Source organism: Streptomyces nodosus (genome assembly GCF_008704995.1).
Classification (GTDB): Bacteria; Actinomycetota; Actinomycetes; order Streptomycetales; family Streptomycetaceae; genus Streptomyces; species Streptomyces nodosus.
Map to the genome: position 1 here is coordinate 3,234,500 of NZ_CP023747.1, position 25,256 is coordinate 3,259,755.

Genomic DNA, 25,256 nt, shown 5'->3' on the forward strand with positions numbered 1-25,256 from the left:
CCGACTCACTCCCCCACCGACGACACCGGCACCGCACGCACGAAACCGCCGTCCACCATCAGGTTCGCCACGGTCTCCAACTCCGGCGGATTACCGGCCAACCGGGACAGGAACTGGTCGAAGTCGTCGCCGCACGGCAGCAACAGCCGCTCCACCCGCTCCGCCGGCGTCCAGGTCGGGTCCACGTCCCGGGCGTCGTCGTACGCGCAGAACCAGACCGATCCGATCCGGTCGCCCTTCACCTTCACGGCGAGCAGACCGCCCTGCACGAAACCGACGCCCAGATAGTCCTTCGTCAGATGATCACGCAGACACTTGTTCACATACGCCAGGTCGTTGACCGCCGCCTCGTCGCGCACCGTGAAGAACGGCTGGTCGACCAGCAGCCCCAACCCGGCGTCGAGTGCGGTGCCCACCGGCGCGCAGCCGCCCGCGGCCTTCAGGAACGAGCGATAGGCGCCCGGCAGCCGGTACCCCAGGTCCTCCTCGACCGCCTGCACCTGCTGCTCCGTCACCGCCACCGTCGACTTCGGCAGTCCGAAGTGCGCCGGGCGGGTGTCCTGCAACGGCCGCGTGCCCCGCTTGTTCTGGTCGACATGCGCCGTCGCGATGCCGCCGTGGTGCCGCAGCAGCGCCTTCACCTCGACCGGGATCAGTTCCAGCCGCCGCGCGCCCCGGACGTGATGCCAGGTCCAGCCGTGCGGAGTCGCCACCGCCGGGATCGTGTCCCAGAGATCGTGACCCGACGCCGCAAGCGCCGCGTTCGCCGACACATGGTCGGTCAGCCGCAACTCGTCGACACCGAAACCCTCCGGCGGCTCCGCGACCTCCGCGGCCGCACGCGCGTAGGGCGAGAAATCCGGGTAACCGTACTCGTCGACCTGTACCCCGGAAGGGTGACGTGCGGCTCTCACGGGGTCCGGAAAGTGCACGACCTGTCCGGCGTAGGCCGCGTTCGGCGGTGCGGCCTGTACCCCGGCCTGGCGGCCGGGAGGTACCCCCAGCCCGAGCCGACCTGTCGTCATGACGTTTGCCCCCTGCGGCGTACTGTCTGGCCTCTACGGCGGTATGGATCGCGAACGGCGAACAGCCTATGCGCTACCACGGCACCGGTCACCGGCCCTCCGGTTCTCCGCCGTGCGGACCGGCACCCGGTTCGTGACCAGCCGTCACCTCGCCGTGACGGTACGCCCAGCGCGTGGCGCGTCACCATGCCCCAGCTTCCCCATCACCCCCCACGTTTGGCACTCTGGGTGCTACCGGGGGGATGCAAAGGGAGGGGAAGACGATCATGAATGCAACACAAACGGGCACGTCGGGAGACCCGCGCGTCGGCTGGAGCAGCACCGAGGCGGCCTCGGTCCCCACTCTCCGTCACCGCCGCGACGGCATACTCCCCACCGTCGCCGCCGCCCTCTCCGTCCGCGGCGCCACCCTCACCAGCACCGCCGCCCGAGGTGACCGGCCCCCGGCCCTGCACCCGCTCGTCCAGGACTTCCTCGACGCCCTCACCAGCGGCCAGCGCGACCGCTTCACCGGGCGCTGCGCGGAAGTGATCCTCATCTCCCGGCACCTCTCCGCCGCCGACGCCGCCCGCAGCAAGCGCGCCGCCCGGAAGCCCATGACCAACGGCGAGGCACGCAAGGCCCTCAAGCACGCCAAGCTCACCGCCCGCCGTATCCGGGAGGACGGCGACCCGCTGCACGGCAGCTTCGCCGCGCCCTGCCGCGCCTGCACCGCGCTCAGCGGTCACTTCGGCGTGCGCATCGTCGACCCGGCGGCTCAGGGCTGACCCTCGGCACGGCACCTCCCCGCCCCGCGACGACACGCCGCACCGCGGCATCCCGCGACGGCATGTCGCACCACGGCACATCGCACGACGGCGCACCCGACGGCACTCGCGCCGGACCCTGGCACTCGACGAACGAAGGGCAGATGCACACAGACCGCTCCTCCACCCGCTTCTCGGTACCCGTGGACGCCGCGCTGCGCGGTGCGGGATGGCAGCCCGGCCGCTGGGACGTCGGGCAGGCCGAGATCTGGGCCGACGCCCTGCGCGACCATGAATCCCCCGCCGGCCACCGGCACAGCGTCTTCCCCGCCGCCGTGGAGGCCTGGGCGGAGTTCGGCAACCTGGAGATCACCGCTCAGGGGCCCGGCCGGCAACTCGCCCCCGTCGCCCTCCGGCTCGACCCGCTGCACGGCCTTCATATGGCCCGCACCCTCGGCGACCTGGGCCGCGCCCTGGACACCGAGGTCTGCCCGATCGGGGAGGAGTCCGAAAGCCGCGCCCTGCTCGCCATCGACCTCGAGGGCCGCGTCTACGCCCTCGACCACACCGGCGACTGGTACCTCGGCCCCAGCATCGACCACGGTCTGGCCACCCTGCTCACCGGAATCGAGCCGGTACGCCTCACGGCGGGGTGACACCGGCGGGCGCCCGGCCCCCGCACCCCGCGCACGAACGGGGCGCGCGCCCAAGACACAGACAGGGCGCGCGCCCGGCACACGGACGAGACAAGACGGCCGTACGCAGAACGCAGGACGCAGACGAAGCCCAGGCGCGCGCCCGGGGCGGGGGCGGGCGCTCGGGGTGCGGGCAGGGCGCGCGTCGGGAATCGGCGCCCCGGGAACGCAGGGAAGATCCATCGGCCGTGCACGGCGCGTCCGAGCCGGCTCACGCCGCCTGGGCCGGGATCACCGCCGACACCCGGAACCCGCCCGCGTCCGTCGGCCCCGACACAAAGACCCCACCCAGCGCGCTGACCCGCTCCTTCATCCCGACCAGCCCGTTCCCGCCGCTCGGCAGCCGGACGGCGGCCGCCGGGCCGGGCTCGGGCGGCGGCTCGTTCTCCACCTGCATCGCGATCTCCTCCGACCGGTGGGCGAGCCGCACATGGGTCTTGGCACCCGCCGCGTGCTTGTGCACATTGGTGAGCGCCTCCTGCACCACGCGGTAGGCAGTCTGCTCCACCTGCGGCGTGTACGACCGGGTATCGCCCTCCACCGACAGGTTCACGACCATCCCGGCCGCCGCCGACTGCCCGACCAACTCCTCCAGCGCCGCCAGACAGGGGCCCTCGGCGGAGTCGTCGACGACGGGGACCAGGGCCACGGCGGCCGTCGCCGGTTCGGCCGGTAGGGCCGTCGCGCGGGCCGGCCGGACCGGCGCCGCCTCGTCGCTGCGCAGCACCCCGAGCATCTCCCGCAGCTCGGTCAGTGCCTGCCGCCCCATGTCCCCGACCAGCGCGGCGTTCTTCACCGCCTTCTCGGGGTCCTTCCGGGCGACCGCCTGAAGGGCGGCGGCGTGCACCACCATCAGGCTCACCCGGTGCGCGACGACGTCGTGCATCTCCCGCGCGATCCGCCGGCGCTCCTCGTTGCGCGCCCACTCCGCCCGTTCCTCGGCGCGCTCCGCGAGCAGCATCAACTCCCGCTCCAGCGAGTGCGCCCGCTCCCGGAGGCTCTCCATCAGCCGCCGCCGGGCGCCCACATACATCCCCAGCAGCACGGGCGGAGCCGTCAGCCCGAGAGCGGTCGTGACCGAGAGAAAGGGGATGAACCCGCCCGCGATCGACAGATCGCCCCGCACCAGCCCCTGATGGGCCCGCACATAGGTGACGATGAACATCCCGACGAACGACATCCCCGCCAGCGCGCCGATGATCCGCCGGGGCAACTCGGACGCGGCGAGCGTGTACAGCCCGACGACGCCCATCAGGAAACCCATCTGGGCCGGCGTGATCGCGATGGACACCAGCACGACCGCGACGGGCCATTTACGCCGCAACAGCAGCGTGACCCCCGTGATCAGCCCGAACAGCGTCCCCACGGGGACCGGCAGCCCGGCATCCCGTGAGAACTGGACCCCGTCGGCCGCGCACTCCGCGGCGGACGCCGCCGCGAGCGAGATGTCGAGCAGTGCGCTGCGCCACCGCGGCCACCACCAGGGGCCTCCCCCGGCCCCGATGTGGTCTTCCCCCGTCGTGGTCATGCCTCCAGCCTACGGGCGCGGGGCACCGGATTTCCGGCGAGTTCCGACTGCCGGGACACACCACGTTCCGTGATCGAACATGAGCGAAACCCGACAAGATCCTTCCGAAAGCCCTCAATCACGCACCCTTCGGCGCCGAAAAACCGGATGCCGGCCCCGCGGATGCCCCGCCGACGCCCCGCCGATCCCGTACCGATCCCCCGCCGGCGAACCCCCGGGCCACCGGGGCCCTCTCGTCCCCGAAGTCCCGAAGAGACCGACTCGCACCGTCGCACCGAGGCCCCCCGGTACGGCATAGTGGGGTGCGCACGCGAAGCCGATCAAGCAGGTCGGACGGAGCGGAAGAGCCATCCCGGATCGTCTAAGGGCAGGACAAACGGTTTTGGTCCGTTGAATGAGGGTTCGAATCCTTCTCCGGGAGCTCCAGAACAGCGGGCCCTGACAGCACCGTCGGGGCCCGCCCTCATGTCTCTCCGGAAACGCCCCGGTATTCTGCGGATGTCCACCTCATCATGAAGCCGAAGGGCATCCCCGTGAGCGCCAACCGCCCGGCAGCCGTCGTCGTTCTCGCAGCGGGTGAGGGCACCCGTATGAAATCGGCCACACCCAAGGTCCTGCACGACATCTGCGGCCGTTCCCTCGTCGGGCATGTGCTCGCCTCCGCACGCGAGTTGGAGCCAGAGAACCTGGTCGTGGTCGTGGGCCACGCCCGGGAGCAGGTCACCGCCCATCTCGCCGGGATCGACCCCGCCGTACGGACCGCCGTACAGGCCGAGCAGAACGGCACCGGGCACGCCGTCCGGATGGGCCTGGAGGAGCTGGGCGGTTCCGTCGACGGCACCGTGGTCGTCGTGTGCGGGGACACCCCGCTGCTGACCGGCGACACGCTCCGGCGTCTCGCGGGCACGCACCAGCAGGACGGCAACGCCGTCACCGTGCTGACCGCCGAGGTCCCCGACGCCACCGGCTACGGCCGTATCGTGCGCGACGCCGACACCGGTGCGGTCACCGCCATCGTCGAGCACAAGGACGCGAGCGAGTCCGAGCGGGCGATCAAGGAGATCAACTCGGGGGTGTTCGCCTTCGACGGACGGCTGCTCGCCGAGGCGCTCGGGAAGGTCAGGACGGACAACAGCCAGGGCGAGGAGTACCTCACCGACGTCCTCGGGATCCTGCGCGAGGCGGGTCACCGGGTGGGCGCCTCCGTCGCCGCCGACCACCGTGAGATCGCCGGCATCAACAACCGTGTGCAGCTGGCCGAGGCCCGGCGCATCCTCAACGACCGGCTGCTCACCGACGCGATGCTCGCCGGGGTGACCATCGTCGACCCCGCGACCACCTGGGTCGATGTGACGGTGACCTTCGAGCCGGACGCGATCGTCCACCCCGGGACCCAACTGCTGGGCTCCACGCACCTCGCCGAGGGCGCCGAGGTCGGCCCGAACGCGCGGCTGAAGGACACCCAGGTGGGCGCCGGGGCGCGGGTGGACACCACGGTGTCCGACGGCGCGACCGTGGGCCCGCAGGCGTCGGTGGGCCCGTACGCCTATCTGCGGCCCGGCACCCGCCTCGGCCTCAAGGCCAAGATCGGCACCTATGTGGAGACCAAGAACGCCTCCATCGGCGAGGGCACCAAGGTCCCGCATCTCTCCTATGTGGGTGACGCGACGATCGGCGAGTACACCAACATCGGGGCCGCCAGCGTGTTCGTGAACTATGACGGACAGGACAAACACCACACCAGGGTGGGCGCCCACTGCCGTACCGGCGCGGACAACATGTTTGTGGCGCCCGTCACCATCGGGGACGGCGTCTACACCGCGGCCGGCTCCGTGATCACCAAGGATGTGCCGCCCGGCTCGCTGGCCGTAGCCCGTGGCCAGCAGCGGAATATCGAGGGCTGGGTGGCCCGGAAGCGTCCTGGCAGCGCGGCCGCGAAGGCCGCCGAGGGCGACTCCCGGGGGCCGGAAAGCGAAGGCTGACCGAAAACAGGCGCGTCTGACACGGCGTACCGTGATAAGTGCACAACCGCACCCAACAGCTGTGACGGCCGTCCGAGTCGCGACGGCTCTGACGGCCCCTCGACACCCAGCTGAGAACACCTCTGAGGAGACTGTGCTGTGACCGGGATCAAGACGACCGGCCAGAAGAAATTGATGTTCTTCTCCGGCCGCGCCCACCCCGAGCTTGCCGAGGAGGTCGCCCAGCAACTGGGGGTCGGGGTCGTCCCGACGAAGGCCTTCGACTTCGCCAACGGCGAGATCTACGTCCGCTACCAGGAGTCGGCGCGCGGTGCCGACTGCTTCCTGATCCAGAGCCACACGGCTCCGATCAACAAGTGGATCATGGAGCAGCTGATCATGATCGACGCGCTGAAGCGCGCGTCGGCTCGTTCCATCACCGTCATCGTGCCGTTCTACGGTTACGCGCGGCAGGACAAGAAGCACCGCGGACGTGAACCGATCTCGGCGCGTCTGATCGCCGATCTGATGAAGACCGCGGGCGCGGACCGCATCCTCACGGTGGATCTGCACACCGACCAGATCCAGGGCTTCTTCGACGGCCCGGTGGACCATCTGTTCGCGCTGCCGCTGCTGGCGGACTACGTGGGCCAGAAGGTGGACCGCGCCAAGCTGACGGTGGTCTCCCCGGACGCGGGCCGTGTGCGGGTGGCCGACCGCTGGTGCGACCGCCTGGGCGCCCCGCTGGCGATCGTGCACAAGCGCCGCGACAAGGACGTCGCCAACCAGGTGACGGTCCACGAGGTGGTGGGTGAGGTCAAGGGCCGGGTGTGCGTCCTGGTCGACGACATGATCGACACCGGTGGCACGATCTGCGCGGCCGCGGACGCGCTGTTCGCGCACGGTGCGGAGGACGTGATCGTGACGGCCACCCACGGTGTGCTGTCGGGTCCGGCGGCCGACCGTCTGAAGAACTCGAAGGTGAGCGAGTTCGTCTTCACCGACACGCTCCCCACTCCGGGCGAGCTGGATCTGGACAAGATCACGGTGCTGTCGATCGCGCCGACCATCGCGCGCGCGGTGCGCGAGGTGTTCGAGGACGGTTCGGTGACGAGCCTCTTCGACGAGCAGTGACGATACGCCGGTAGAGATCGTTTTGGGTGCGGCCTTCCGCTCCGAGTAGACTGCTGCAGTTGCTCGGCGAGGGAGGCCGTACCCGTGCGGTACGGCGGTCCGTAATCGACGCGCTCTTCGTAGCAGGCCGTTCGTGGCCGGGTGACCCGTACGTTCCGGATCCTACGAGGAGTGATCATGGCTGATGTGAAGATCGCCGCCCAGACGCGCGACGAGTTCGGCAAGGGCGCCGCCCGCCGTATCCGTCGGGAGAGCAAGGTTCCCGGCGTTCTCTACGGTCACGGCACCGACCCGCTGCACCTGACCCTGCCCGGCCACGAGCTGCTGCTCGCGCTGCGCACGCCGAACGTCCTGATCTCCCTGGACATCGACGGCAAGACCACCGAGCTGGCGATCCCGAAGGCCGTGCAGCGCGACCCGCTGAAGGGCTTCCTGGAGCACGTGGACCTGCTGCTGGTCAAGCGCGGCGAGAAGGTCACGGTCGAGATCCCGGTCCAGACCGAGGGCGAGCTGGCCCCGGGCGGCAACCTGCTGGAGCACGTGCTGGTGACGCTGCCGGTCGAGGCCGAGGCCACGCACATCCCCGAGGCCGTGACCGTGTCGATCCAGGGCCTGAGCGCCGGTGACGCCGTCCTCGCCAAGGACATCACGCTGCCGGCCGGTTCGACCCTGGCGGTCGAGGAGGACACGGTGGTCCTCCAGGTGCTGGCCGCCCAGGCGGAGGAGGCGCCGGAGGGCGAAGAGGCCGCCGAGGCCTGATCCTCACCGTCGTCGTTTCGTCAGCCGCTGTTCCCGTGAGGGGCAGCGGCTGGCGCGTATCAAGGAGACATGGACGTGACCACCTCTGCTGCCAACGCCCCCTGGCTCGTCGTGGGCCTCGGCAACCCCGGACCCGAGTACGCCATGAACCGGCACAACGTGGGCTTCATGGTGGTCGATCTGCTGGCCGACCGGACCGGCGGGAAGTTCAAGCGCGCCGGCAAGGCGCAGGCACAGGTCGTGGAGGGGCGGATCGGTCCCCCGGGCCCGTCCGGCCGCCGGGTGATCCTCGCCAAGCCCATGTCGTACATGAACCTGTCGGGCGGCCCGGTGAACGCGCTGCGGGACTTCTACAAGGTGCCGCCCGCGAACATCGTGGCCGTGCACGACGAGCTGGACATCGACTACGGCACCCTGCGCCTGAAGCTGGGGGGCGGCGACAACGGCCACAACGGGCTGAAGTCGATGACGAAGGCCATGGGCGCGGACTACCACCGGGTGCGGTTCGGGATCGGGCGTCCGCCGGGACGTATGCAGGTGGCGGACTTCGTGCTGAAGGACTTCTCCCCGGCGGAGCGCAAGGAGCTGGACTACTTCGTGGACCGGGCCGCGGACGCGGTGGAGTGTCTGGTGCTCGACGGTCTGGAGCGGGCGCAGAGCAGCTACAACTCCTGAGCCGGTCCGGGCCCGTCCCCGGCCCGCGCCCCGCTCCCTCGACACATGGGCACAACTGGGGATGTGTCGCCCGCGGGACGGGGCCGGAGTTGACCGGGGGCTCGGCCATGGCCAAGGATCGCCGCCATGCCTTCTGCCGTCTCCTCCTCGGGTGCGGTCGCGGCGCTGCGGCTCGCGGCGACGGGCGCGGTCGCCGTGCTGATCGTGATCTCCGGCGTCTGGGGCTCCTGGGGCACCGCGCAGTACGTGATGCTCACCAAGGGCCGTGAGCACGGCACGGTCGAGGTGACCCGGTGCGGGCCCGAGCTGTGCAGCGGCCCCTTCGTCCCGGCCTCGGTGGGGGCGAAGACGCGCGACAGCGTGGACATCAGGAAGTCGGTCGCGGTGCAGCAGGGCCAGACCTACTCCGTGATCGTGAAGCCGGACTCCGACGAGGTGGTGCGCTCCGGACCGGCCGGGATGCTCTACGCATGGCTGCCGCTGGGCGGGGCACTGCTGCTGGCCTCCGTCGTGGTGGCCGGCGGGCTGCGGCTGGCGCGCCTGGCGTGGGTGCTGGCCGGGGCGGGGGGCGCACTGCTGACCGCCACCTTCCTGGCGCTCTGAACCGCCGCCTTCCTGCGCTCTGAGGGGTGCCGGCGCCCCGGTGGCGGTCCGTGTGCGCTTCCGGGCTGTTCCACGGTCTTCCGGACCGCTCCGGGACGACGGTGCCCGCGGACCCGAGGGCCTCGCGGGCACCGCTCCGTTCCGGGCGGCTCAGCCGGTGTTGCGCAGTCCCGCCGCCACACCGTTCACGGTGAGCAGCAACGCGCGGGCCAGCAGCGGGTCCGGCTCGGCGCCGGCTGCGGCCGCGTCGCGCTGGCGCTTGAGCAGGGCGACCTGGAGGTAGGAGATCGGGTCGAGATAGGCGTCCCGGATGGCGAAGGTCTGCTTCAGGACCGGATCGGCGTCCAGCAGCTCCTTCTCCCCGGTGATGCGCAGGACTTCACGGACCGTCAGCCGGTGCTCGGTCTCGATGGCCGTGAAGACGGGCCTGAGGTCCTCGGACACCAGGGTGTCGACATAGTGACGGGCGATCCGCAGATCCGTCTTGGCGAGGGTCATCTCCACGTTGGAGACGAAGTTGCGGAAGAAGTGCCACTCCTCGTGCATCTCGGCGAGCACGGTGTCGAGGCCCGCCTCGCGCAGCGCCTTGAGGCCGGAGCCGACGCCGTACCAGCCGGGCACGATCTGCCGTGACTGGGTCCAGCCGAACACCCAGGGGATGGCGCGCAGTCCGTCAAGACCGGCGCCGGAGTCCGGCCGCCGCGAGGGGCGGGAGCCGAGGTGCAGGTCGGCGAGTTGGTCGACCGGGGTGGAGGCGAAGAAGTACGCGGGCAGGCCCGGGTCCTCGACAAGCTCGCGGTAGGCGGCGTGGGCGGCGTCGGAGACCACGTCCATGGCGGCGTCCCAGCGGGCCAGGGCCTCGCCCGACTGACGGGGCGCGGTGTGCAGGGCGGAGGCCTGGAGGGTGGCGGCGACGGTGAGTTCGAGGTTCTCCCGGGCCAGGGACGGGATCAGATACTTGTCGGAGATGACCTCGCCCTGCTCGGTCACCTTGATCTCGCCCTCCAGGGTGCCCCAGGGCTGGGCGAGGATCGCGTCGTGGCTGGGGCCGCCGCCGCGGCCGACGGTGCCGCCGCGGCCGTGGAAGAGCCTGAGGCGTACGCCGTAGCGGTGGGCGACGTCGCGCAGCCGGCGCTGGGCGCGGTGGATCTCCCATTGGGAGGTGGTGATGCCGCCGAACTTGGAGGAGTCGCTGTAGCCGAGCATCACCTCCTGCACATCGCCGCGCAGGGCGACCAGCCGCCGGTAGGAGGGGTCGGCGAGCATCTCCTCCAGGATGCTGTCGGCGGCCCTGAGCTCGTCGGTGGTCTCCAGCAGCGGGACGATGCCGATCCTGGCCCAGCCGGCGTGCAGATCGACCAGACCGGCCTCACGGGCGAGGACCGCCGCGGCGAACACGTCGTCGGCGCCCTGGCACATGGAGATGATGTAGGACTCGATGACCTCGGGGCCGAAGACCTCCAGGGCCCGCTTGACGGTCTCGAAGGTGCCCAGGGTCCGGGCACCGGCCTCGTCGAGCGGGGCGGGGGTGGGGGCGAGGGGGCGCCGGGAGCGCAGTTCCTTGGCGAGCAGCTTGTGCCGGTACTCGCGCGGCATGTCCTCGTAGCGCCAGGACTCCTCGCCGAGCCGGTCGAAGAGCTGGCCGAGGGCGTGGTGGTGGGCGTCGGCGTGCTCGCGGACGTCCATGGTGGCGAGCTGGAGGCCGAAGGCGGCGAGGGTGCGGATGGTGCGGGCCAGACGGCCGTCGGCGAACAGACCGCCCCGGTGGGCGCGGAGCGAGGTCTGGACGAGCCGGAGGTCCCGCAGCAGGTCCGAGGTGCCGAGGTAGTCCCGCCCGGGCTCATGGGGGGTGCCCTTGGCGAGGCGCTCCTTGGTGTGCAGCAGCTTCTGCCGCACGCAGGTGACCTTCAGCCGGTACGGCTCCTCGGCGTTGAGGCGCTTGTAGCGGGGGCTGATCTCGGGCAGCAGCTCCAGATCGGTGTCGAGCGACTGGAGCAGTTCCTCGGTGGCGCCGGTGTAGCGGATGGAGTTGGAGAGGAAGCCGCGCAGCTCGTCGATCATCTCCAGCGCGTCGTTGATGCCGTGCTCGTGCTGGAGGATCAGCACCTCCCAGGTGACCTCGGGGGTCACATTGGGGTTGCCGTCGCGGTCGCCGCCGATCCAGGTGCCGAAGGTGAGGGGGCGGGTCTCGTCGGGCAGCTTGACGCCGACGCGCTCCAGTTCGGCGGTGAGGTCCTCCAGGACGTCGCCGACGGCGCCGGCGTGCAACTCGTCCAGGTAGTAGATGGCGTTACGGGCCTCGTCGGCGGGTTCGGGGCGCACCACGCGGAGTTCGTCGGTCTGCCAGACGAGGTCGATGTTCTCCGCGAGACGGATGTCGTGGCGCCGCCGGTCGGAGTCGAGGACGGGGGTCTCCAGCAGGGCCGCGATGCGCCGGAGCTTGTTGAGGACGGACCGGCGTGCGGCCTCCGTGGGGTGGGCCGTGAACACCGGGCGCACATTGAGGTGTCCGACGGTCTCGCGCAGATGCTCGGGGTCGGCGTCCTTCAGCCGGTCGGCCGTCCGGGCGAGGACACCGCCCTCGGCGGCACGCCGGTCGCGCAGCTCCCGGCCGCGGTGGACCTGCTCGGCAACATTGGCCAGATGGAAGTAGGTGGAGAAGGCGCGCACCAGCTTGGCGGCGGTCTCCAGTTCGGTGCCGCGCAGCAGTTCCGCCGCGGCCTCCCCGTCCTCCCGGGTCAGTCGGCGGACCCGCTCGACCAGTTCCAGGAGCTCGGGGCCCTCCTGCCGGACAAGGGTCTCGCCGAGCAGGTCACCCAGTCGGCGGATATCGGCGCGCAACTCACTGTTGGTCGTCGTGGTCTGGTCGTCGGCACTGCTCACAGGTGCGGCTCCTTGCAGTCATCCGGAGGTGCGTCGCCCGGGCGTCATCCCTGAGGAGGCCGCGGCAGGCGACGGATGGGATCGTCTGGGCAGGGCCCCGGACGGGTGCCGCGCGGCGGTGACCGCATGCGGACCGGGCATCCGGGAAGAAAACAGAGCGGACCGCGCTGTCCGAACGAGTCCAAGGATAGGTCTCCACACGGACGCGCAGGCTCGCGGGCTCTTGCCGCCGTACGACGCACTGCCATACTTACGACGCCGTAGGTTACGGAACCGTAGGTGCTCCCGTCGCATCCCGACGGGACCCTGGGACCGTATCCGGGCACCAGCCTCGACCCTCGACCCCACAGGGGACGCCCCATGCCCACACACTCCGATGTGATCGACGACGACGCCCCGGAGGCGAACGGCGGCGGCCCGCTGCCCTCGGCGACGCTGGGCGGCGAGCAGAAGCGCTCGATCGAGCAGATCACCCTGCTGCTCTTCATCACCGTCCCGTTCCTGGCCCTGGTGGCGGCGGTGCCACTAGCCTGGGGCTGGGGCGTGAGCTGGCTCGACATCGGCCTGCTGGTCTTCTTCTACTACCTCGGCTGTCACGGCATCACGATCGGCTTCCACCGCTACTTCACCCATGGCTCCTTCAAGGCGAAGCGGCCCCTGCGGATCGCGCTGGCGATCGCGGGCTCGATGGCCGTCGAGGGCCCGCTGGTGCGCTGGGTGGCCGACCATCGCAAGCACCACAAGTTCTCGGACGCGGAGGGCGATCCGCATTCCCCGTGGCGCTACGGGGAGACGGTCCCCGCGCTGCTGAAGGGCCTGTGGTGGGCCCACATCGGCTGGATGTTCGACGAGGAGCAGACGCCCCAGGACAAGTACGCGCCGGACCTGATCAAGGACGGGGCGATCCGGACGATCTCGCGCCAGTTCGTGCTGTGGACGGCGCTCTCGCTGCTGCTGCCCCCGCTGATCGGCGGGCTGGTGACGATGTCCTGGTGGGGTGCGTTCACGGCGCTCTTCTGGGGGTCCCTCGTCCGGGTGGCGTTGCTGCACCATGTGACCTGGTCGATCAACTCGATCTGTCACGCGGTGGGCAAGCGCCCCTTCAAGTCCCGCGACCGCTCGGGCAATGTGTGGTGGCTGGCGGTGCTCTCCTGCGGCGAGTCCTGGCACAACCTGCATCACGCGGACCCGACGTCGGCACGGCACGGTGTGGAGCGGGGTCAGCTGGACTCCTCGGCGCGGATCATCCGCTGGTTCGAGCGGCTGGGCTGGGCACACGACGTGCGCTGGCCGTCACGCTCCCGTATCGATTCCCGCCGCAACGACGACGGAAACGGCTCCCGGCGCAGGACGGTGCGCGCCGACGCGGCATGATTGACACGTGGCGACCGACTCCTCCAGCACCCCCAGCAACGAAAAGCCGCGGCGCGCGCGCCGCACCCGGATGACCGGCGCGGAGCGCCGCCAGCAGTTGCTGGAGATCGGTCGCACGTTGTTCGCCGCCAAGGGGTTCGAGGCCACCTCGGTGGAGGAGATCGCGGCCAAGGCCGGGGTCTCCAAACCGGTGGTGTACGAGCATTTCGGCGGCAAGGAGGGGCTGTACGCGGTGGTGGTGGACCGCGAGATGCGGCGCCTGCTCGACATGGTGACCAGCTCGCTGACCGCCGGGCACCCCCGTGAGCTGTGCGAACAGGCCGCCCTGGCCCTGCTGGACTACATCGAGGAGTACACGGACGGGTTCCGCATCCTGGTCCGTGACTCCCCCATCCCGCAGTCGACCGGCTCCTTCGCCTCCCTGATCTCGGACATCGCGACCCAGGTCGAGGACATCCTGGGCCGCGAGTTCAAGAGCCGCGGTTTCGACCCGAAGCTCGCCCCGCTGTACGCGCAGGCGCTGGTGGGCATGGTGGCGCTGACGGGCCAGTGGTGGCTGGACGTGCGCCGCCCGAAGAAGGCCGAGGTCGCCGCGCATCTGGTGAACCTGGCGTGGCACGGCCTGGACGGACTGGAACCGAAGCCCCGGCTGATAGGCCACCGCAAGCAGTGACACCCCCGCCCCGGGTCGCGGCGAGCGCGGTTCAGGCCTCCTTGGTGGCGACCACGAAGATGCGGCGGAAGGGGAACACGGTGCCGTGCGAGGTGGCCGGGTAGGCCTCACGCAGGGCCGCGCGGTAGTCGGTGAGGAACTCCTCCGCCTCCTCGCCCAGCTCGGTGAGGACCGGCCGCAGTCCGGTCCCCTTCACCCAGTCGAGGACCGGGTCCTCGCCCTGGAGCAGATGAAGGTACGTCGTCTCCCAGACGTCGGCCGTACAGCCGAGCGAGGTGAGGTACCGCAGATAGTCCTCGGGGGCGAGCACGGCGTCGTCGTGGCGCAGGACGCCGGCGAGGCGGCCCCTCCAGCGGGCCGAGTGGGCCAGTTCCCTCATCAGCCGGTGGCTGGGGGAGTCGAAGTTGCCGGGTACCTGGAAGGCGAGGGTGCCGCCGGGGGCGAGGCCGAAGACCCAGTCGGGGAAGCGGTTCGCATGTCCGGGCACCCATTGCAGGGCGGCATTGCTGACGATCAGATCGTGGGGCTCCCCGGGCGTCCAGACACGGAGGTCGGCGGGGGCGAAGTCGAGGCGTCCGCCTCCCGGGGTGGGGCCCTCGTGGACGGTGTGGGCCGTATCCAGCATCTCCGGCGAGTTGTCGTACCCGGTGATGTGCGCGGTGGGCCAGCGGTCGGCGAGCAGGGTGGTGACGTTCCCGGGGCCGCAGCCCAGATCGGCGATGCGGGGCGCCTCCCCGGGCAGCCCCGGGACCCGGGCGAGCAGATCGGCGAAGGGGCGGGCGCGGTGGCCGGCGTGGCGCAGGTACTGACCGGGGTCCCAGACGGGCGATGCGGCGGACATGGGCGGAGCCTCCTGCCTCGGACACTGTGTAGCTCCACAGCGCGGACGTTCTCTCGACATCGAGCCATTCTCTCGACGTCAAGATACTCGATCTCAAGACAGTAAACGTCAAGAGACTTCACGTCGACACAACCACTACACTGATCTGCCATGGAGGACGAGGTCGATCGGCTGGTCGCGGCGTGGCGCCGGGAGCGCCCGGACCTCGACGTGGAACCACTCGAAGTGCTCAGCCGGGTGAGCAGGCTGGCCCGGCATCTGGACCGCGCCCGCAGGCTGGCGTTCGCCGAGCACAGCCTGGAGCCCTGGGAGTTCGACGTCCTCACCGCGCTGCGGCGGGCCGGCAGCCCCTATCAGCTCTCCCCCGGCCAGCTGCTGACCCAGACGCTGGTCACCTCCGGCACGATGACCAACCGCATCGACCGCCTCGCGAAGAAGGGCCTGGTCGAACGGCTGCCCGACCCCAATGACCGCCGGGGCGTGCTGGTACGGCTCACGGACGAGGGCCGTGACCAGGCGGACCAGGCGCTCGCCGGACTGCTCGACCAGGAGCGCGCCATCCTGGTCGAGCTGAGCACCGCCCAGCGCGGTGAACTGGCCTCGCTGCTACGCCAGTTGACCGCCCCGTTCGACAACATCCCCTAGGTCGGCCGGCCCGACACCGGCCCGGCGGGCGAGGGCCACGGCGGCGAGGGTGGAGTGGACGCCCAGCTTGCCGAGGACGTTCTGCATATGGGTGCGGACGGTGTGCGGGGAGAGGAACAGCCGCTCGGCGACGGCCTTGCGGCCGAGTCCGGCGACCATGCACCGCAGCACCTCCCGCTCCCGGGGGGTCAGGGACTCCACCAGCCGCTCGCTCTCGGTGCGGTGCCTGCGGGCCGCGGTCAGCTCGCGCAGCACGCCGGTGAGCAGGGCGGGCGGCAGATGCGTCTCGTCCCTCAGCACCCCCCGGATGACCGTGAGCAGCCGGGACAGCGAGCAGTCCTTGGCGACCCAGCCGGAGGCGCCGGCCCCCAGGGCGAGGGCGGCGCGGCGCGGGTCGTCCTTCTCGGCGAGGACGACGGTCCGCACCCCGGGGTGCCCGGAGCGGACGCCGGCGACCAGGGAGATGCCGTCGACGAGCCCGTCCGCGTTGCCCTCCTGGACGGGCACCGCCGGGCGCGAGCCCGGGACATTGCCCCCGAGGTCCGCGTCGACCAGCATCACATCGAATCTGCGGCCCTCCCCGGCCGCCCGCTCCAGACAGCGCAGGGCGGCCGGGCCGCTGCCGGCCGCGGAGACATCGACATCGGGCTCGGCCGCCAGGGCGGCGGCGAGCGACTCGGCGAAGATGCGGTGGTCGTCGACGACCAGGACTCGGATGCGAACCACTGAAACCCCCACTGGTCGGGGGACGACCGGCGCGGATGCCGCGCCCGGAGTGCTCCCCGGTCATGTCACCTGGGACAGGACGACGCACCGCACGGCCGCCGCCGTGCTGGAACTGCTACCCCCACTCCGGGCGTCGTACCCGGCTGTCTCGCCCCCTGGTCGGCACCGGCCCCCACCGGCACTGTTCACAGGGTAGGGCCGAGGGCCGGGAGCGGAAGCAAATTCGCAGAACTGCTCGGCCGGCGCGATTATGGTGAGCCGCATGTTTCGTATCGAGACGGAAGTCGACAACGGCCGGTGGGAGCTGCTCCGCGCCGGGCTGCGCGAGACGAACACAGCGGCGTCCCCGGCGCTGCGCGCCCTGCGCGGAACCCCCGGTGGACACGAAGTCCCGCTCCATATCTGGGCGTTGGACCCGGAGGGAAAGCTGGCGGGCGGACTGACCGGCCACACCTGGGCGGGTTGGCTGCATATCGCGTTTCTGTGGGTGGACGAGCGCCACCGCGGCGCGGGCCTCGGCACCCGGCTGCTGACCGAGGCGGAGCACAGGGCGCACGAGGGGCGCGGATGCACCGCCGCGCGCCTGGAGACCTGGGACTTCCAGGCCCCCGAGTTCTACCGGAAGCAGGGCTATGACGTGGTGTGCGTGATCCCCGACTATCCGCCGGGGATCACGGAGTACACCCTGACGAAGCGGCTCGGCTGACCGCTCGGCCGACCGCTCGGCCTCGAGGCGTCCGCGCTCAGGACAGTCGCCGTGCCCCCGCCGAGGGCACGGCCTCGAAGATGCGTGGGGGCGTGAAGTTTGCCGTGGTGAAGGCGTTCTCGATGGCCTCGGTGAGGGCGGGGACCTCGGCCTCCTCCGCGAGGACGATCGCCGAGCCGCCGAAGCCGCCGCCGGTCATCCGGGCGCCCGGCGCGCCCGCGGACCGTGCCGTGTCCACGATCAGGTCCAACTCCGGGCAGGAGATGCGGAAGTCGTCGCGCAGCGAGGCATGACCCCGGGTCAGGACCGGGCCGATCGCTCGGATGTCGCCCGCCTCCAGCAGGGCCGCCACCCGCTCCACCCGGGCGTCCTCCGTGACGACATGCCGCACCAGGCGCCGCAGCTCCTCGTCGTCGCCCAGCCGTGCCAGCGCCGCGTCCAGCTCCGCGAGGGGCACGTCCCGCAGGGCGTCCACGCCGAGCAGCGCCGCCCCCTTCTCACAGCCGGCGCGGCGTCTGCCGTACTCGCCGTCGCTGTGGGCGTGCTTGACCCGGGTGTCGACGACCAGCAGGCGCAGGCCCGCGGCAGCCGGATCGAAGGGGATCTGCCGCCGGGAGAGGTCACGGGTGTCGAGGAAGAGGGCGTGGCCCTCCTCGCAGCACGCCGACGCCGTCTGATCCATGATGCCGGTCGGGGCACCGACATAGACGTTCTCGGCGCGCTGGCACAGGCGGGCCAGCCGCCGGGGCTCGAGGCCCAGTCCGAACAGGTCGTTCAGCGCGAGGGCGACGACGACCTCCAGCGCGGCCGACGACGACAGGCCCGCGCCCGTCGGCACCGTCGACGCCAGATGCACATCCGCGCCGGTCACCCCGTGGGACGCCTCGCGCAGCGCCCACACCACACCCGCCGGATAGGCCGTCCAGCCCTTGTCGGACCCGGGGGTCAGCTCCTCGGCGCGGAGTTCCACGACACCCCCGCCGACGTCCGCCGAGTGCAGCCGCAGCAGGCCGTCGGTGCGCCGGGACACCGCCGCGAGGGTCGTGTGCGGCAGCGCGAACGGCATCACGAAGCCGTCGTTGTAGTCGGTGTGCTCGCCGATCAGATTGACCCGGCCCGGCGCCGACCACACCCCCTCGGGAGCCGTTCCGAAGAGCTCCCGGAAGTCCTCGCGTACGCCCACCTACCGCTCCTTCCCGATGTTCCGCGCGAACTCCCAGGCGTCCGCGACGATCCCCGCGAGGTCCGCGCGGGACGGGTTCCAGCCGAGCCGTTCACGGGCGGTGGTCGCCGAGGCCACCAGGATCGCCGGGTCGCCGCCCCGGCGCGGGGCCGTGATCTCCGGGATCGGGTGTCCGGTGACCCGGCGCGCCGTCTCGATGACCTCGCGCACCGAGAAGCCGTTGCCGTTGCCGAGGTTGCAGATCAGATGCTCGCCGGGGGCGGCGGCGTCCAGCGCCAGCAGATGCGCCTCCGCGAGGTCCGCGACATGGATGTAGTCACGGACACAGGTGCCGTCCGGCGTCGGGTAGTCGTCGCCGAAGACCGAGATGGCCTCCCTCCTGCCCTGCGCGACCTGGAGCACCAGCGGGATGAGATGCGACTCGGGGTCGTGCCGCTCGCCGCAAGGGCCGTAGGCGCCCGCCACATTGAAGTAGCGCAGGGACACCGCGCCCAGACCGTGGGCGGCCGCCTCGCCGGTGATCATATGGTCGACGGCGAGCTTGGAGGCGCCGTAGGGGGAGGTCGGCGCGGTCGGGTCGGTCTCGGTGATCGGGGTGTGGACCGGTTCGCCGTAGGTGGCCGCGGTGGAGGAGAAGACCAGCCTGCGCACGCCCGCCTCACGCATCGCGCCGAGCAGTGCCATGGTGCCGCCGACGTTGTTGGCCCAGTACTTCTCGGGCTTCACGACCGACTCGCCGACCTGGGAGTACGCGGCGAAGTGCAGGACCGCGTCGTACGAGGCGTCCAGCCACTTGGCGGCGTCGCGGATGTCGCCCTCGATGAAATGGGCGCCCGTCGGCACACCCGTGCGGAAGCCGGTGGAGAGGTTGTCGAGGACGACGACCTCGTGGCCCGCCTCCAGCAGATGCTGTGCGACCACGCTGCCCACATAGCCCGCACCGCCGGTGACCAGGTACTTCCCACTCATGAACTCGCTACCTCTCGCAGTCGCTGAGCCGCGGTCTCCGGGCGCACGTCGTTGATGAACACATTCATGCCGGACTCGGAGCCCGCGAGGAACTTCAGCTTGCCGGACGTGCGGCGGATGGTGAAAAGCTCGAGGTGGAGCGCGAAGTCCTCCCGGTTGACGCCGTCGAACTCCGTCAGGGGGCCGAACGGCGCCTGGTGCCAGGCGGCGATGTACGGCGTCGGAGGCGCGCCCCCGGCGTCCTTCCCGCCCTCGCCGCTGCCGCGCCCGCCGCCGTCCGGCCCGTCGAAGAGCCGGTCGAAGCGCCGGAGGAGGTCCAGATACACCGCGGGGAACTCCGCGCGGGCCGCCTCGTCGAGCGCGAGCAGATCGGGGACGCGCCGCCGGGGATAGAGATGGACCTCGTACGGCCAGTGGGCGGCGTACGGCACGAAGGCCACCCAGTTGTCACTCTCCAGGACGACCCGCTCATCGGCGAGTTCGCGCTCCAGGACGGCGTCGAAGAGGTTCTCCCCACCGCCGGCCTCCCGATGGGCGGCGAGTGAGCGGAGCATCAGTGCGGTGCGCGGGGTGACGAAGGGGTATCCGTAGATCTGGCCGTGCGGATGACCGAGCGTCACGCCGATCTCCGCGCCGCGGTTCTCGAAGCAGAAGACCTGCCGCACTTCGGGCAGCCGGGACAGCTCCGCGGTGCGGTCGGTCCAGGCCTCCAGGACCAGCCCGGCCTGTTCCTCCGTCAGATCGGCGAAGGACGCCTCATGGTCGGAGGTGAAGCAGACGACCTCACAGCGGCCGGTCTCCCCGGCGAGGGAGGGAAAGCGGTTCTCGAAGACCACGACGTCGTACGAGGAGTCCGGTATCTCGGTCGGTCTCCCGTCCCGGGAGGGGCACAGGGGACACTCGGCGGCCGGCGGGTGGTAGACGCGGCCCTGGCGGTGCGAGGCGATGGCGACGGAGTCGCCGAGCAGTACGTCGCGACGGAGTTCGGAGGTGGTGACGGTCCGCCCCGGCGGCCGCTGGTCCACCGCGTCCCGCACGGTGTCGTCGCGCAGGTCGTAGTAGAGGAGCTCACGGCCGTCGGCCAGCCGGGTCGACGTCTTCTTCACGACTGCTCGCCTTTCCGCCGCACTGCCGGGCTGCCCTCGGCCCCCGCAGCATCCTTCAAACAGAAGCCAACACAACAAACCACGACCCATCAGCAGGCGTCAACATCACCATCGCCACACAGAAGAGCACCACCGGACATGTCGGACCCCGGGTCCGTCGACGGCAGGCTCACGGCAGGTCTGCGGCAGCTCTGCGGCAGGGCCGTGGCAGGTGTCCGTCGCGGCAGGTGTCCGTCGCGGCGGGTGTCTATGGCGTCGGGTCGCCGACCGGGCTCGCGCGGTCGAGCAGTCCGGTACGGGCCGCGAGGGCCGCCGCCTCCAGGCGGGAGCCCACGCCCAGCTTCATCAGCACCCGCTGGACATGGGTGCGGGCCGTCGACGGTGCGATGCCCATACCGGCCGCGATCAGCCGGGTGTCCTCGCCGTCCGCGACCCGCACCAGGACCTCCACCTCGCGCGGGGTGAGCAGCTGGAGCAGCCGCTGCCCCTCGTCGTCCGGCTGCGCCGCCGGATTGAGCAGTTCGCTGAACGCGCCCTGCAGCAACTGCGGTGCCACGGCCGCCTCGCCCGCCCTCGCCTTGACGATCGCCCGCTCCACGCCCTCGATGCGCTCGTCGTGCCGCACATAACCCGAGGCGCCGGCGGCGAACGCGGCCGCGATGCCGCGCGGGCTCGGCACCGGCCCGAGGACCAGCACCGCGATCTGCGGACGCTCCTTCTTGATCCGCACCACCGGGTCGAAGACCCCCGGCTCGGCGGGGGTCGCGGTGCCCAGCAGGCACACCTCGGGTGCCCTGCTGATCACCACGTCCGCCGCGCCCGCGGTGGGCGCGGCCGCGGCGAGCACCCGGTGCCCCCGCAGCTTCAGTGCCGAGGCCAGCGCCTCGGCGAGCAGTCGGTGGTCGTCGACCACCATCAGCCGCACTCCCATCGAGCCATCCCCCCAGTCCCCCCACGGATGCCCACTATGGATGACCGCCGGCCCGCACGAAAAGAAGCCCCCGGCCGCGCCCCCCGCTCTTCATGCCCAGGGAAGCTACACGCTTGTTCGACCTGGCGCTTCCCCTACCGGTGAGAAGTACCCCTGATTGCCGACATCCCCTCCTTTCGGGCCTGATGAGCGGTACGCGAAAGGCCCCGCCCCCGAACAGGAGCGAGGCCCTCGCCGTGCGCGCGCCGTGGTGCTGTTTCGCGCCGCAGCGCTCCTTTGCGCCGCAGTGCTACTTCGCGCCGAAGCCGAGCGCGATGTACTCCTTCTCGTCGTCCCGGAACGGCTTGGACACCAGGTCCTTGCCGAAGAACAACCGGCCGTCGGTGTAGAGCAGTTCGGACGTCTTGGGGACCATGCTGCTGATCGCGTTCGACACCTCGTTGGATGCCGGGGTCTCCAGCAGCTTGGTCGTCTTCAGGCTCTTGCCGTCGGCCGAGAGCACCTGGGAACCCTCGTCGTACGAGCCGCGCTTGTACACCAGCACGTTCCCGCCGTCCATGCGGAACGGGAAGATCTCGGAGCCGTCGCCCTCGTCGATCTTGCCGGTGGTCTTCCCGGTGTCCAGCGAGAACGCGACGATCTCATTGGTCATGCCGATGCTGCCGGCCGCCTCGTGGCTTCTGTTCGGCACATACAGCTGGTCGTTGCCCACCGTGATCGCATGGCAGTCGTCGACCTTGCCGACACCGCAGTCGTGGTCGTACTTGCCGTCCGCCAATGTGATCTTCGTGCGCAGCTTGCCGGTGTCGTCCAGGGAGAAGACGTCCGTGACACCGGAGGCGGTGATGTCACCCGAGTCCACGCCGAACACGACCGGCGCGGTGGAGATCACCTTGGCGTTGTCGATGCCGTGGGGGAGCTTGTAGCTCCACTTGACGCTGCCGGACTTCGAGTCGAGGAGCTGCACCTCGTACGCCCAGTCGCCGTAGCTGCCGCATCGGCGCACCGCGACCAGCTGCTCGCCGCCCGCGTAACCGACGTCCATGCAGGACCCCACCTTGGGCTGCCAGAGCACCTTGCCGGTGGTCAGGTCGAAGGCGGCTCCACCGTCGTAACTGCCGCCGGCCGCGACCGTATTGCCGCTGATCGAGACCTCTCGGAAAGTGACCGGGGTGTCACCGGTCTTGACCGACCCGGTCCACAGCTTCTTGCCGGTGGCCACCTCGAACGCGGTGATCTCGCTGCACGGCTTACGGTCCCTCGGGTTGGCCCGTCGGCCCGCCTCGCTGACCACCGCGGCGATCCCGGAGGAGCTGACCTGGCGCGATCCCCCGCAGGTCTGGCCGTTCAGCGGCAGCGTCCACTTGGTCGTGCCGGTGTCCGGGTCGTAGCCGACGATCCGGCCGACGCTCGCCTTGGCATAGACGGAGTCGGTGAGCCAGGAGCCCACGACGCTGTCGATCTGGTTCTTGTCCTTGATCTCCGGCGCGGGTATCTGGAAGAGGACCTTGGCGCCGGGGTCGGCCGGCACCTTCTCCCTCGCCTTGCCGTCGGACCCACCGGTGCCGCCCTGGCCGGTGTCGCCACCCTTGTCACCGGTTCCGGCGGCGGAGTGCGGGTGTGGGTCGCCGTCGGAGGCCGAGCTGTTCGCGTACCAGACACCGGTGCCGATGATCAGCGCGATGGCCAGGAGCGCGGAGCCGACGATCCACAGCTGGGCGGACGTCAGCCTGCGGCCGCCGGAGGCCTTCGGCTGTACCGGGACGGTCGGCGCATGGGCGAAGCCGGGCTGGTTCGGGTGGCCGTACCCGGGCTGCTGGTTGGGATAGCCGTAGCCGGGCTGCTGCGGGTAGCCGTAGGGCTGCTGCGGCGGGGTCCCCGGATGCGGGTAGGCGTAGCCCGGGCCCTGTCCGGGCGGTGGAGGCGTCGGGGACGAGCCCGGCGAGGGCGGGGGCGGCGTCGGGGCCGCGCCGAAACCACCGGGAGGCGGACTCTGCGGGGCACCGAAACCACCCGGGGGCGGGTCCTGCGGAGCACCGAAGCCACCCGGGGGCGGGCTCTGCGGGGCGCCGAAACCGCCCGACGGCGGCTGGTTCGGAGGCGGGGGCGGCTGGCTCATGGTGTGAGTACCTCGGGAAGGAGAACGGAGTCGGGGGTGCGGAGCGAGGTCGGAGGAGCCGGCGGCCGGGTCACTTTCCGTAGGCCAGCATCAGCTTCTCCTTCGACTTGCCGTCGCCGCTCAGCTGGGTCGTGGAGATGTAGAAACGACCGTCCACGTAGTCGATCGCCTTGGAGAAGAAGTCGCTCTCGATCCGCGCGGCGCCCGACGGGTTCTGCAGCAGCGTGGTCATGGTGTGGCTCCCACCGGTCGTCGGGACGGAGACGATCCGGCCCCCCGCGTTGTACGACGCCTCGACATAGACGATCAGACGGCCGCCCTCCGTCTTCAGCGGAAGCATCGACGTGTCCCCCGGGGACTTCACCCGCCACCGCTCCTTGCCCGTGTCCAGGCTGATCGCGACGATGTCGTTCGGGCCGCGTTTCGCCTCGGTCGGCAGATACAGGGTGTCGGCGTCGGCCACCGCGCCCAGGCAGTCCTGGAGGTCACGGTCGAGGAACGCCCACTCGCAGTCGGGTGCGAAGGAATCCTTCGCCTGGACCTCGGAGCGCACCGAGCCGTCGTTCCTCAGTGTGGCGATGTTCCCGCGCTTCCCGTCCTCGTCGGTGGAGTAGAGGACGACCGGGTCGACGGAGTACACGTTTTCGACGCGCCAGTCCTTGGGTATCTTCCGCGTCCATCTGGCCTTGCCGGTCGCCGGGTCGAGCTCCTGGACCTCGTCGTGCTGGTTGTCGGTGGCGGCCGCGCAGGAGGAGATGGAGATCAGCCTGGTGCCGCCCGCGAACCCGGACGGATAGCAGGTCTCGTCGTACCGCAGCTTGTCCCACAGCTTCTTGCCGGTGCCCAGGTCGAACGCGGTGCCGGACTGGGAGCGGCCGACCACCAGGGTGTCGCCGACGAGGGTGAGGCCGAGGGTGAGCGTGCTGTCGAACAGCGCGCCCTCGGGAACCTCCTTGCCCCAGCCCTTCTTGCCGGTGCGCAGGTCGATCTGCTGGAGCTGGTTGCAGGTGGCGGTGTCGCTGACCCCGTCCTTGTAGGCGACCACGATCTTGTCGTCGGACGACTTCTGCCGGGTCACCGAGCAGATCTTCTGCGGGAAGGAGATGGGGTCCCAGGAGGGTTCGCCGTCGCTCACCCGGTAGCCGAAGATCTGCTTGTAGGCGGCCTTCACCGCCGTCGTGCCGGTGATCCACATGCCGGTGGCGTCGGCGCCGGAACCGGGCGCGTCGGGTGCCTCCTTGTACCAGAGGACCTTGGCCTCGCCCGGCTTGCGGCCCTCGTTGAGGTCCGTGTCCTCGCCGCCGTCGCCGCTGCCGTCGCCCGGGTCGACCGGGGCGGGCTTCGGGGCCGACGCGGAGGGGCTCGCGCTCCCGATCTTGTCGGCGACGGGCTTCTTGTCCCCGCCGTCGCCGCTGAGCGCGAACACGGTGCCGCCTATGACCAGCAGCGCCACCACGGCGGCGCCCACGGCCAGGGCGGCCTTGCCCTTGAAGGGGTTCTTGGAGCCACCGCCGGGCGGCGGGGTGGGGGCGCCCGGGAACTGGGGCGGCTGCGGCGGGTAGCCGTAACCCGGCTGCGACGGGGCGTAGGGGCCGGGCGGGGTGTACGGGCCTGACGGGGTGTACGGCCCCGGCTGGGCGTACGGTCCCTGCTGCGCGTACGGTCCCGGCTGCTGGGGCGGAGTGTACGGGCCCGGCTGGGCGTGGGGGCCGGGCTGCTGGGGCGTGGCGTAGGGGCCGGGCTGCTGGGGATAGCCGTAGCCCGGCTGCGGCGGGGACGGAGGCTGGGGCGGCTGCGGTTCCTGAGGAGCGCCGAAGCCACCCGACGGGGGGTTCTGCGGTGCTCCGAAACCGTCCTGCGGCGGCTGGCCGGGTGGCTGATTCATCAGCGCCTTCCCCCCTCTTGACTGATGTGTCACCACGCCCGTGGTACCCCACCCCGCCGATGTCGCTCGAAGTGGTACCGGACGGCCCT

General features: G+C 70.9%; 22 protein-coding genes and 1 tRNA gene. 12 read left to right on the forward strand and 11 right to left on the reverse strand.

From position 1 onward, the window contains the following. Positions 1–5 precede the first annotated feature (5 nt). Complete coding sequence (locus CP978_RS14580; RefSeq protein WP_043440986.1) at positions 6–1,025, reverse strand: SMI1/KNR4 family protein; 1,020 nt, start codon at positions 1,023–1,025, stop codon at positions 6–8. A 266-nt stretch (positions 1,026–1,291) separates the two neighbouring features. Between CP978_RS14580 and CP978_RS14585 the strand changes: the two genes are divergently transcribed. Beyond that, complete coding sequence (locus tag CP978_RS14585; protein ID WP_174498635.1) at positions 1,292–1,792, forward strand: YwqJ-related putative deaminase; 501 nt, start codon at positions 1,292–1,294, stop codon at positions 1,790–1,792. 143 nt (positions 1,793–1,935) lie between these two features. Further along, entirely contained in the window at positions 1,936–2,427 is a 492-nt protein-coding gene (locus CP978_RS14590) for an SUKH-3 domain-containing protein (protein ID WP_043440990.1), read from the forward strand. A 250-nt stretch (positions 2,428–2,677) separates the two neighbouring features. Here the strand turns inward: CP978_RS14590 and CP978_RS14595 are convergent, their stop codons facing one another. Next, the gene (locus tag CP978_RS14595; protein WP_043440993.1) at positions 2,678–3,994 is read right to left on the reverse strand and encodes a sensor histidine kinase; all 1,317 of its coding nucleotides are present in this window, start codon (positions 3,992–3,994) and stop codon (positions 2,678–2,680) included. A gap of 350 nt (positions 3,995–4,344) precedes the next feature. Here CP978_RS14595 and CP978_RS14600 point away from each other — a divergent pair. From CP978_RS14600 to CP978_RS14625, 6 genes are all read left to right on the forward strand, one after another. Beyond that, positions 4,345–4,415 (forward strand) — tRNA-Gln (locus tag CP978_RS14600). Between the two features lie 112 nt (positions 4,416–4,527). After that, entirely contained in the window at positions 4,528–5,976 is a 1,449-nt protein-coding gene (glmU, locus tag CP978_RS14605) for a bifunctional UDP-N-acetylglucosamine diphosphorylase/glucosamine-1-phosphate N-acetyltransferase GlmU (RefSeq protein WP_043448624.1), read from the forward strand. Positions 5,977–6,114: 138 nt separating this feature from the next. Continuing rightward, positions 6,115–7,089 carry a ribose-phosphate diphosphokinase gene (locus CP978_RS14610; RefSeq protein WP_043440995.1) on the forward strand — a complete coding sequence of 325 codons (975 nt, stop codon included), beginning with the start codon at positions 6,115–6,117 and terminating at the stop codon, positions 7,087–7,089. A 177-nt stretch (positions 7,090–7,266) separates the two neighbouring features. Beyond that, positions 7,267–7,848: a 50S ribosomal protein L25/general stress protein Ctc gene (locus tag CP978_RS14615; protein WP_043440997.1), complete on the forward strand. Its 582-nt coding sequence runs from the start codon at positions 7,267–7,269 to the stop codon at positions 7,846–7,848. Positions 7,849–7,917: 69 nt separating this feature from the next. Beyond that, positions 7,918–8,523, forward strand: a complete 606-nt coding sequence (gene pth, locus CP978_RS14620; RefSeq protein ID WP_043440999.1) for an aminoacyl-tRNA hydrolase — start codon at positions 7,918–7,920, stop codon at positions 8,521–8,523. A 126-nt stretch (positions 8,524–8,649) separates the two neighbouring features. Next, the gene (locus CP978_RS14625) at positions 8,650–9,126 is read left to right on the forward strand and encodes a hypothetical protein (RefSeq protein ID WP_043441001.1); all 477 of its coding nucleotides are present in this window, start codon (positions 8,650–8,652) and stop codon (positions 9,124–9,126) included. Between the two features lie 150 nt (positions 9,127–9,276). Here the strand turns inward: CP978_RS14625 and ppc are convergent, their stop codons facing one another. Then, entirely contained in the window at positions 9,277–12,009 is a 2,733-nt protein-coding gene (gene ppc, locus CP978_RS14630) for a phosphoenolpyruvate carboxylase (RefSeq protein ID WP_043441004.1), read from the reverse strand. A gap of 360 nt (positions 12,010–12,369) precedes the next feature. Here ppc and CP978_RS14635 point away from each other — a divergent pair, with 360 nt between their 5' ends. Continuing rightward, on the forward strand, positions 12,370–13,383 hold the full coding sequence (locus tag CP978_RS14635; protein ID WP_043441008.1) for an acyl-CoA desaturase: 1,014 nt from the start codon (positions 12,370–12,372) through the stop codon (positions 13,381–13,383). A gap of 7 nt (positions 13,384–13,390) precedes the next feature. Beyond that, positions 13,391–14,056 carry a TetR/AcrR family transcriptional regulator gene (locus tag CP978_RS14640; protein ID WP_043441010.1) on the forward strand — a complete coding sequence of 222 codons (666 nt, stop codon included), beginning with the start codon at positions 13,391–13,393 and terminating at the stop codon, positions 14,054–14,056. 31 nt (positions 14,057–14,087) lie between these two features. Here CP978_RS14640 and CP978_RS14645 read toward each other — a convergent pair whose 3' ends face one another. After that, positions 14,088–14,897 (reverse strand): trans-aconitate 2-methyltransferase, encoded by an 810-nt coding sequence (locus CP978_RS14645; protein WP_043441011.1) that lies wholly within the window; start codon positions 14,895–14,897, stop codon positions 14,088–14,090. 150 nt (positions 14,898–15,047) lie between these two features. Between CP978_RS14645 and CP978_RS14650 the strand changes: the two genes are divergently transcribed. After that, a complete protein-coding gene (locus tag CP978_RS14650; protein WP_043441014.1) occupies positions 15,048–15,542 on the forward strand; it encodes a MarR family winged helix-turn-helix transcriptional regulator in 495 nt (164 codons plus the stop codon). Here CP978_RS14650 and CP978_RS14655 read toward each other — a convergent pair. After that, complete coding sequence (locus CP978_RS14655; protein ID WP_043441017.1) at positions 15,504–16,268, reverse strand: response regulator transcription factor; 765 nt, start codon at positions 16,266–16,268, stop codon at positions 15,504–15,506. The two genes, CP978_RS14650 and CP978_RS14655, sit on opposite strands and share 39 nt — an antisense overlap. A gap of 250 nt (positions 16,269–16,518) precedes the next feature. Between CP978_RS14655 and CP978_RS14660 the strand changes: the two genes are divergently transcribed. Then, the gene (locus tag CP978_RS14660) at positions 16,519–16,974 is read left to right on the forward strand and encodes a GNAT family N-acetyltransferase (RefSeq protein WP_043441020.1); all 456 of its coding nucleotides are present in this window, start codon (positions 16,519–16,521) and stop codon (positions 16,972–16,974) included. Between the two features lie 37 nt (positions 16,975–17,011). Here the strand turns inward: CP978_RS14660 and galK are convergent, their stop codons facing one another. From galK to CP978_RS14690, 6 genes are all read right to left on the reverse strand, one after another. Further along, positions 17,012–18,157: a galactokinase gene (galK, locus tag CP978_RS14665; protein WP_043441022.1), complete on the reverse strand. Its 1,146-nt coding sequence runs from the start codon at positions 18,155–18,157 to the stop codon at positions 17,012–17,014. Next, positions 18,158–19,126, reverse strand: coding sequence for a UDP-glucose 4-epimerase GalE (gene galE, locus CP978_RS14670; protein WP_043441024.1), 969 nt, complete (start codon positions 19,124–19,126; stop codon positions 18,158–18,160). Further along, complete coding sequence (locus tag CP978_RS14675) at positions 19,123–20,232, reverse strand: galactose-1-phosphate uridylyltransferase (RefSeq protein WP_043441026.1); 1,110 nt, start codon at positions 20,230–20,232, stop codon at positions 19,123–19,125. The genes galE and CP978_RS14675 overlap by 4 nt, the downstream gene beginning before the upstream one ends. Positions 20,233–20,479: 247 nt before the next feature. Beyond that, complete coding sequence (locus CP978_RS14680; RefSeq protein WP_043441029.1) at positions 20,480–21,163, reverse strand: helix-turn-helix transcriptional regulator; 684 nt, start codon at positions 21,161–21,163, stop codon at positions 20,480–20,482. Between the two features lie 289 nt (positions 21,164–21,452). Continuing rightward, positions 21,453–23,282, reverse strand: a complete 1,830-nt coding sequence (locus CP978_RS14685; protein ID WP_043441031.1) for an outer membrane protein assembly factor BamB family protein — start codon at positions 23,280–23,282, stop codon at positions 21,453–21,455. A gap of 70 nt (positions 23,283–23,352) precedes the next feature. Further along, positions 23,353–25,167, reverse strand: a complete 1,815-nt coding sequence (locus CP978_RS14690; RefSeq protein ID WP_043441033.1) for an outer membrane protein assembly factor BamB family protein — start codon at positions 25,165–25,167, stop codon at positions 23,353–23,355. Positions 25,168–25,256 lie beyond the last annotated feature (89 nt).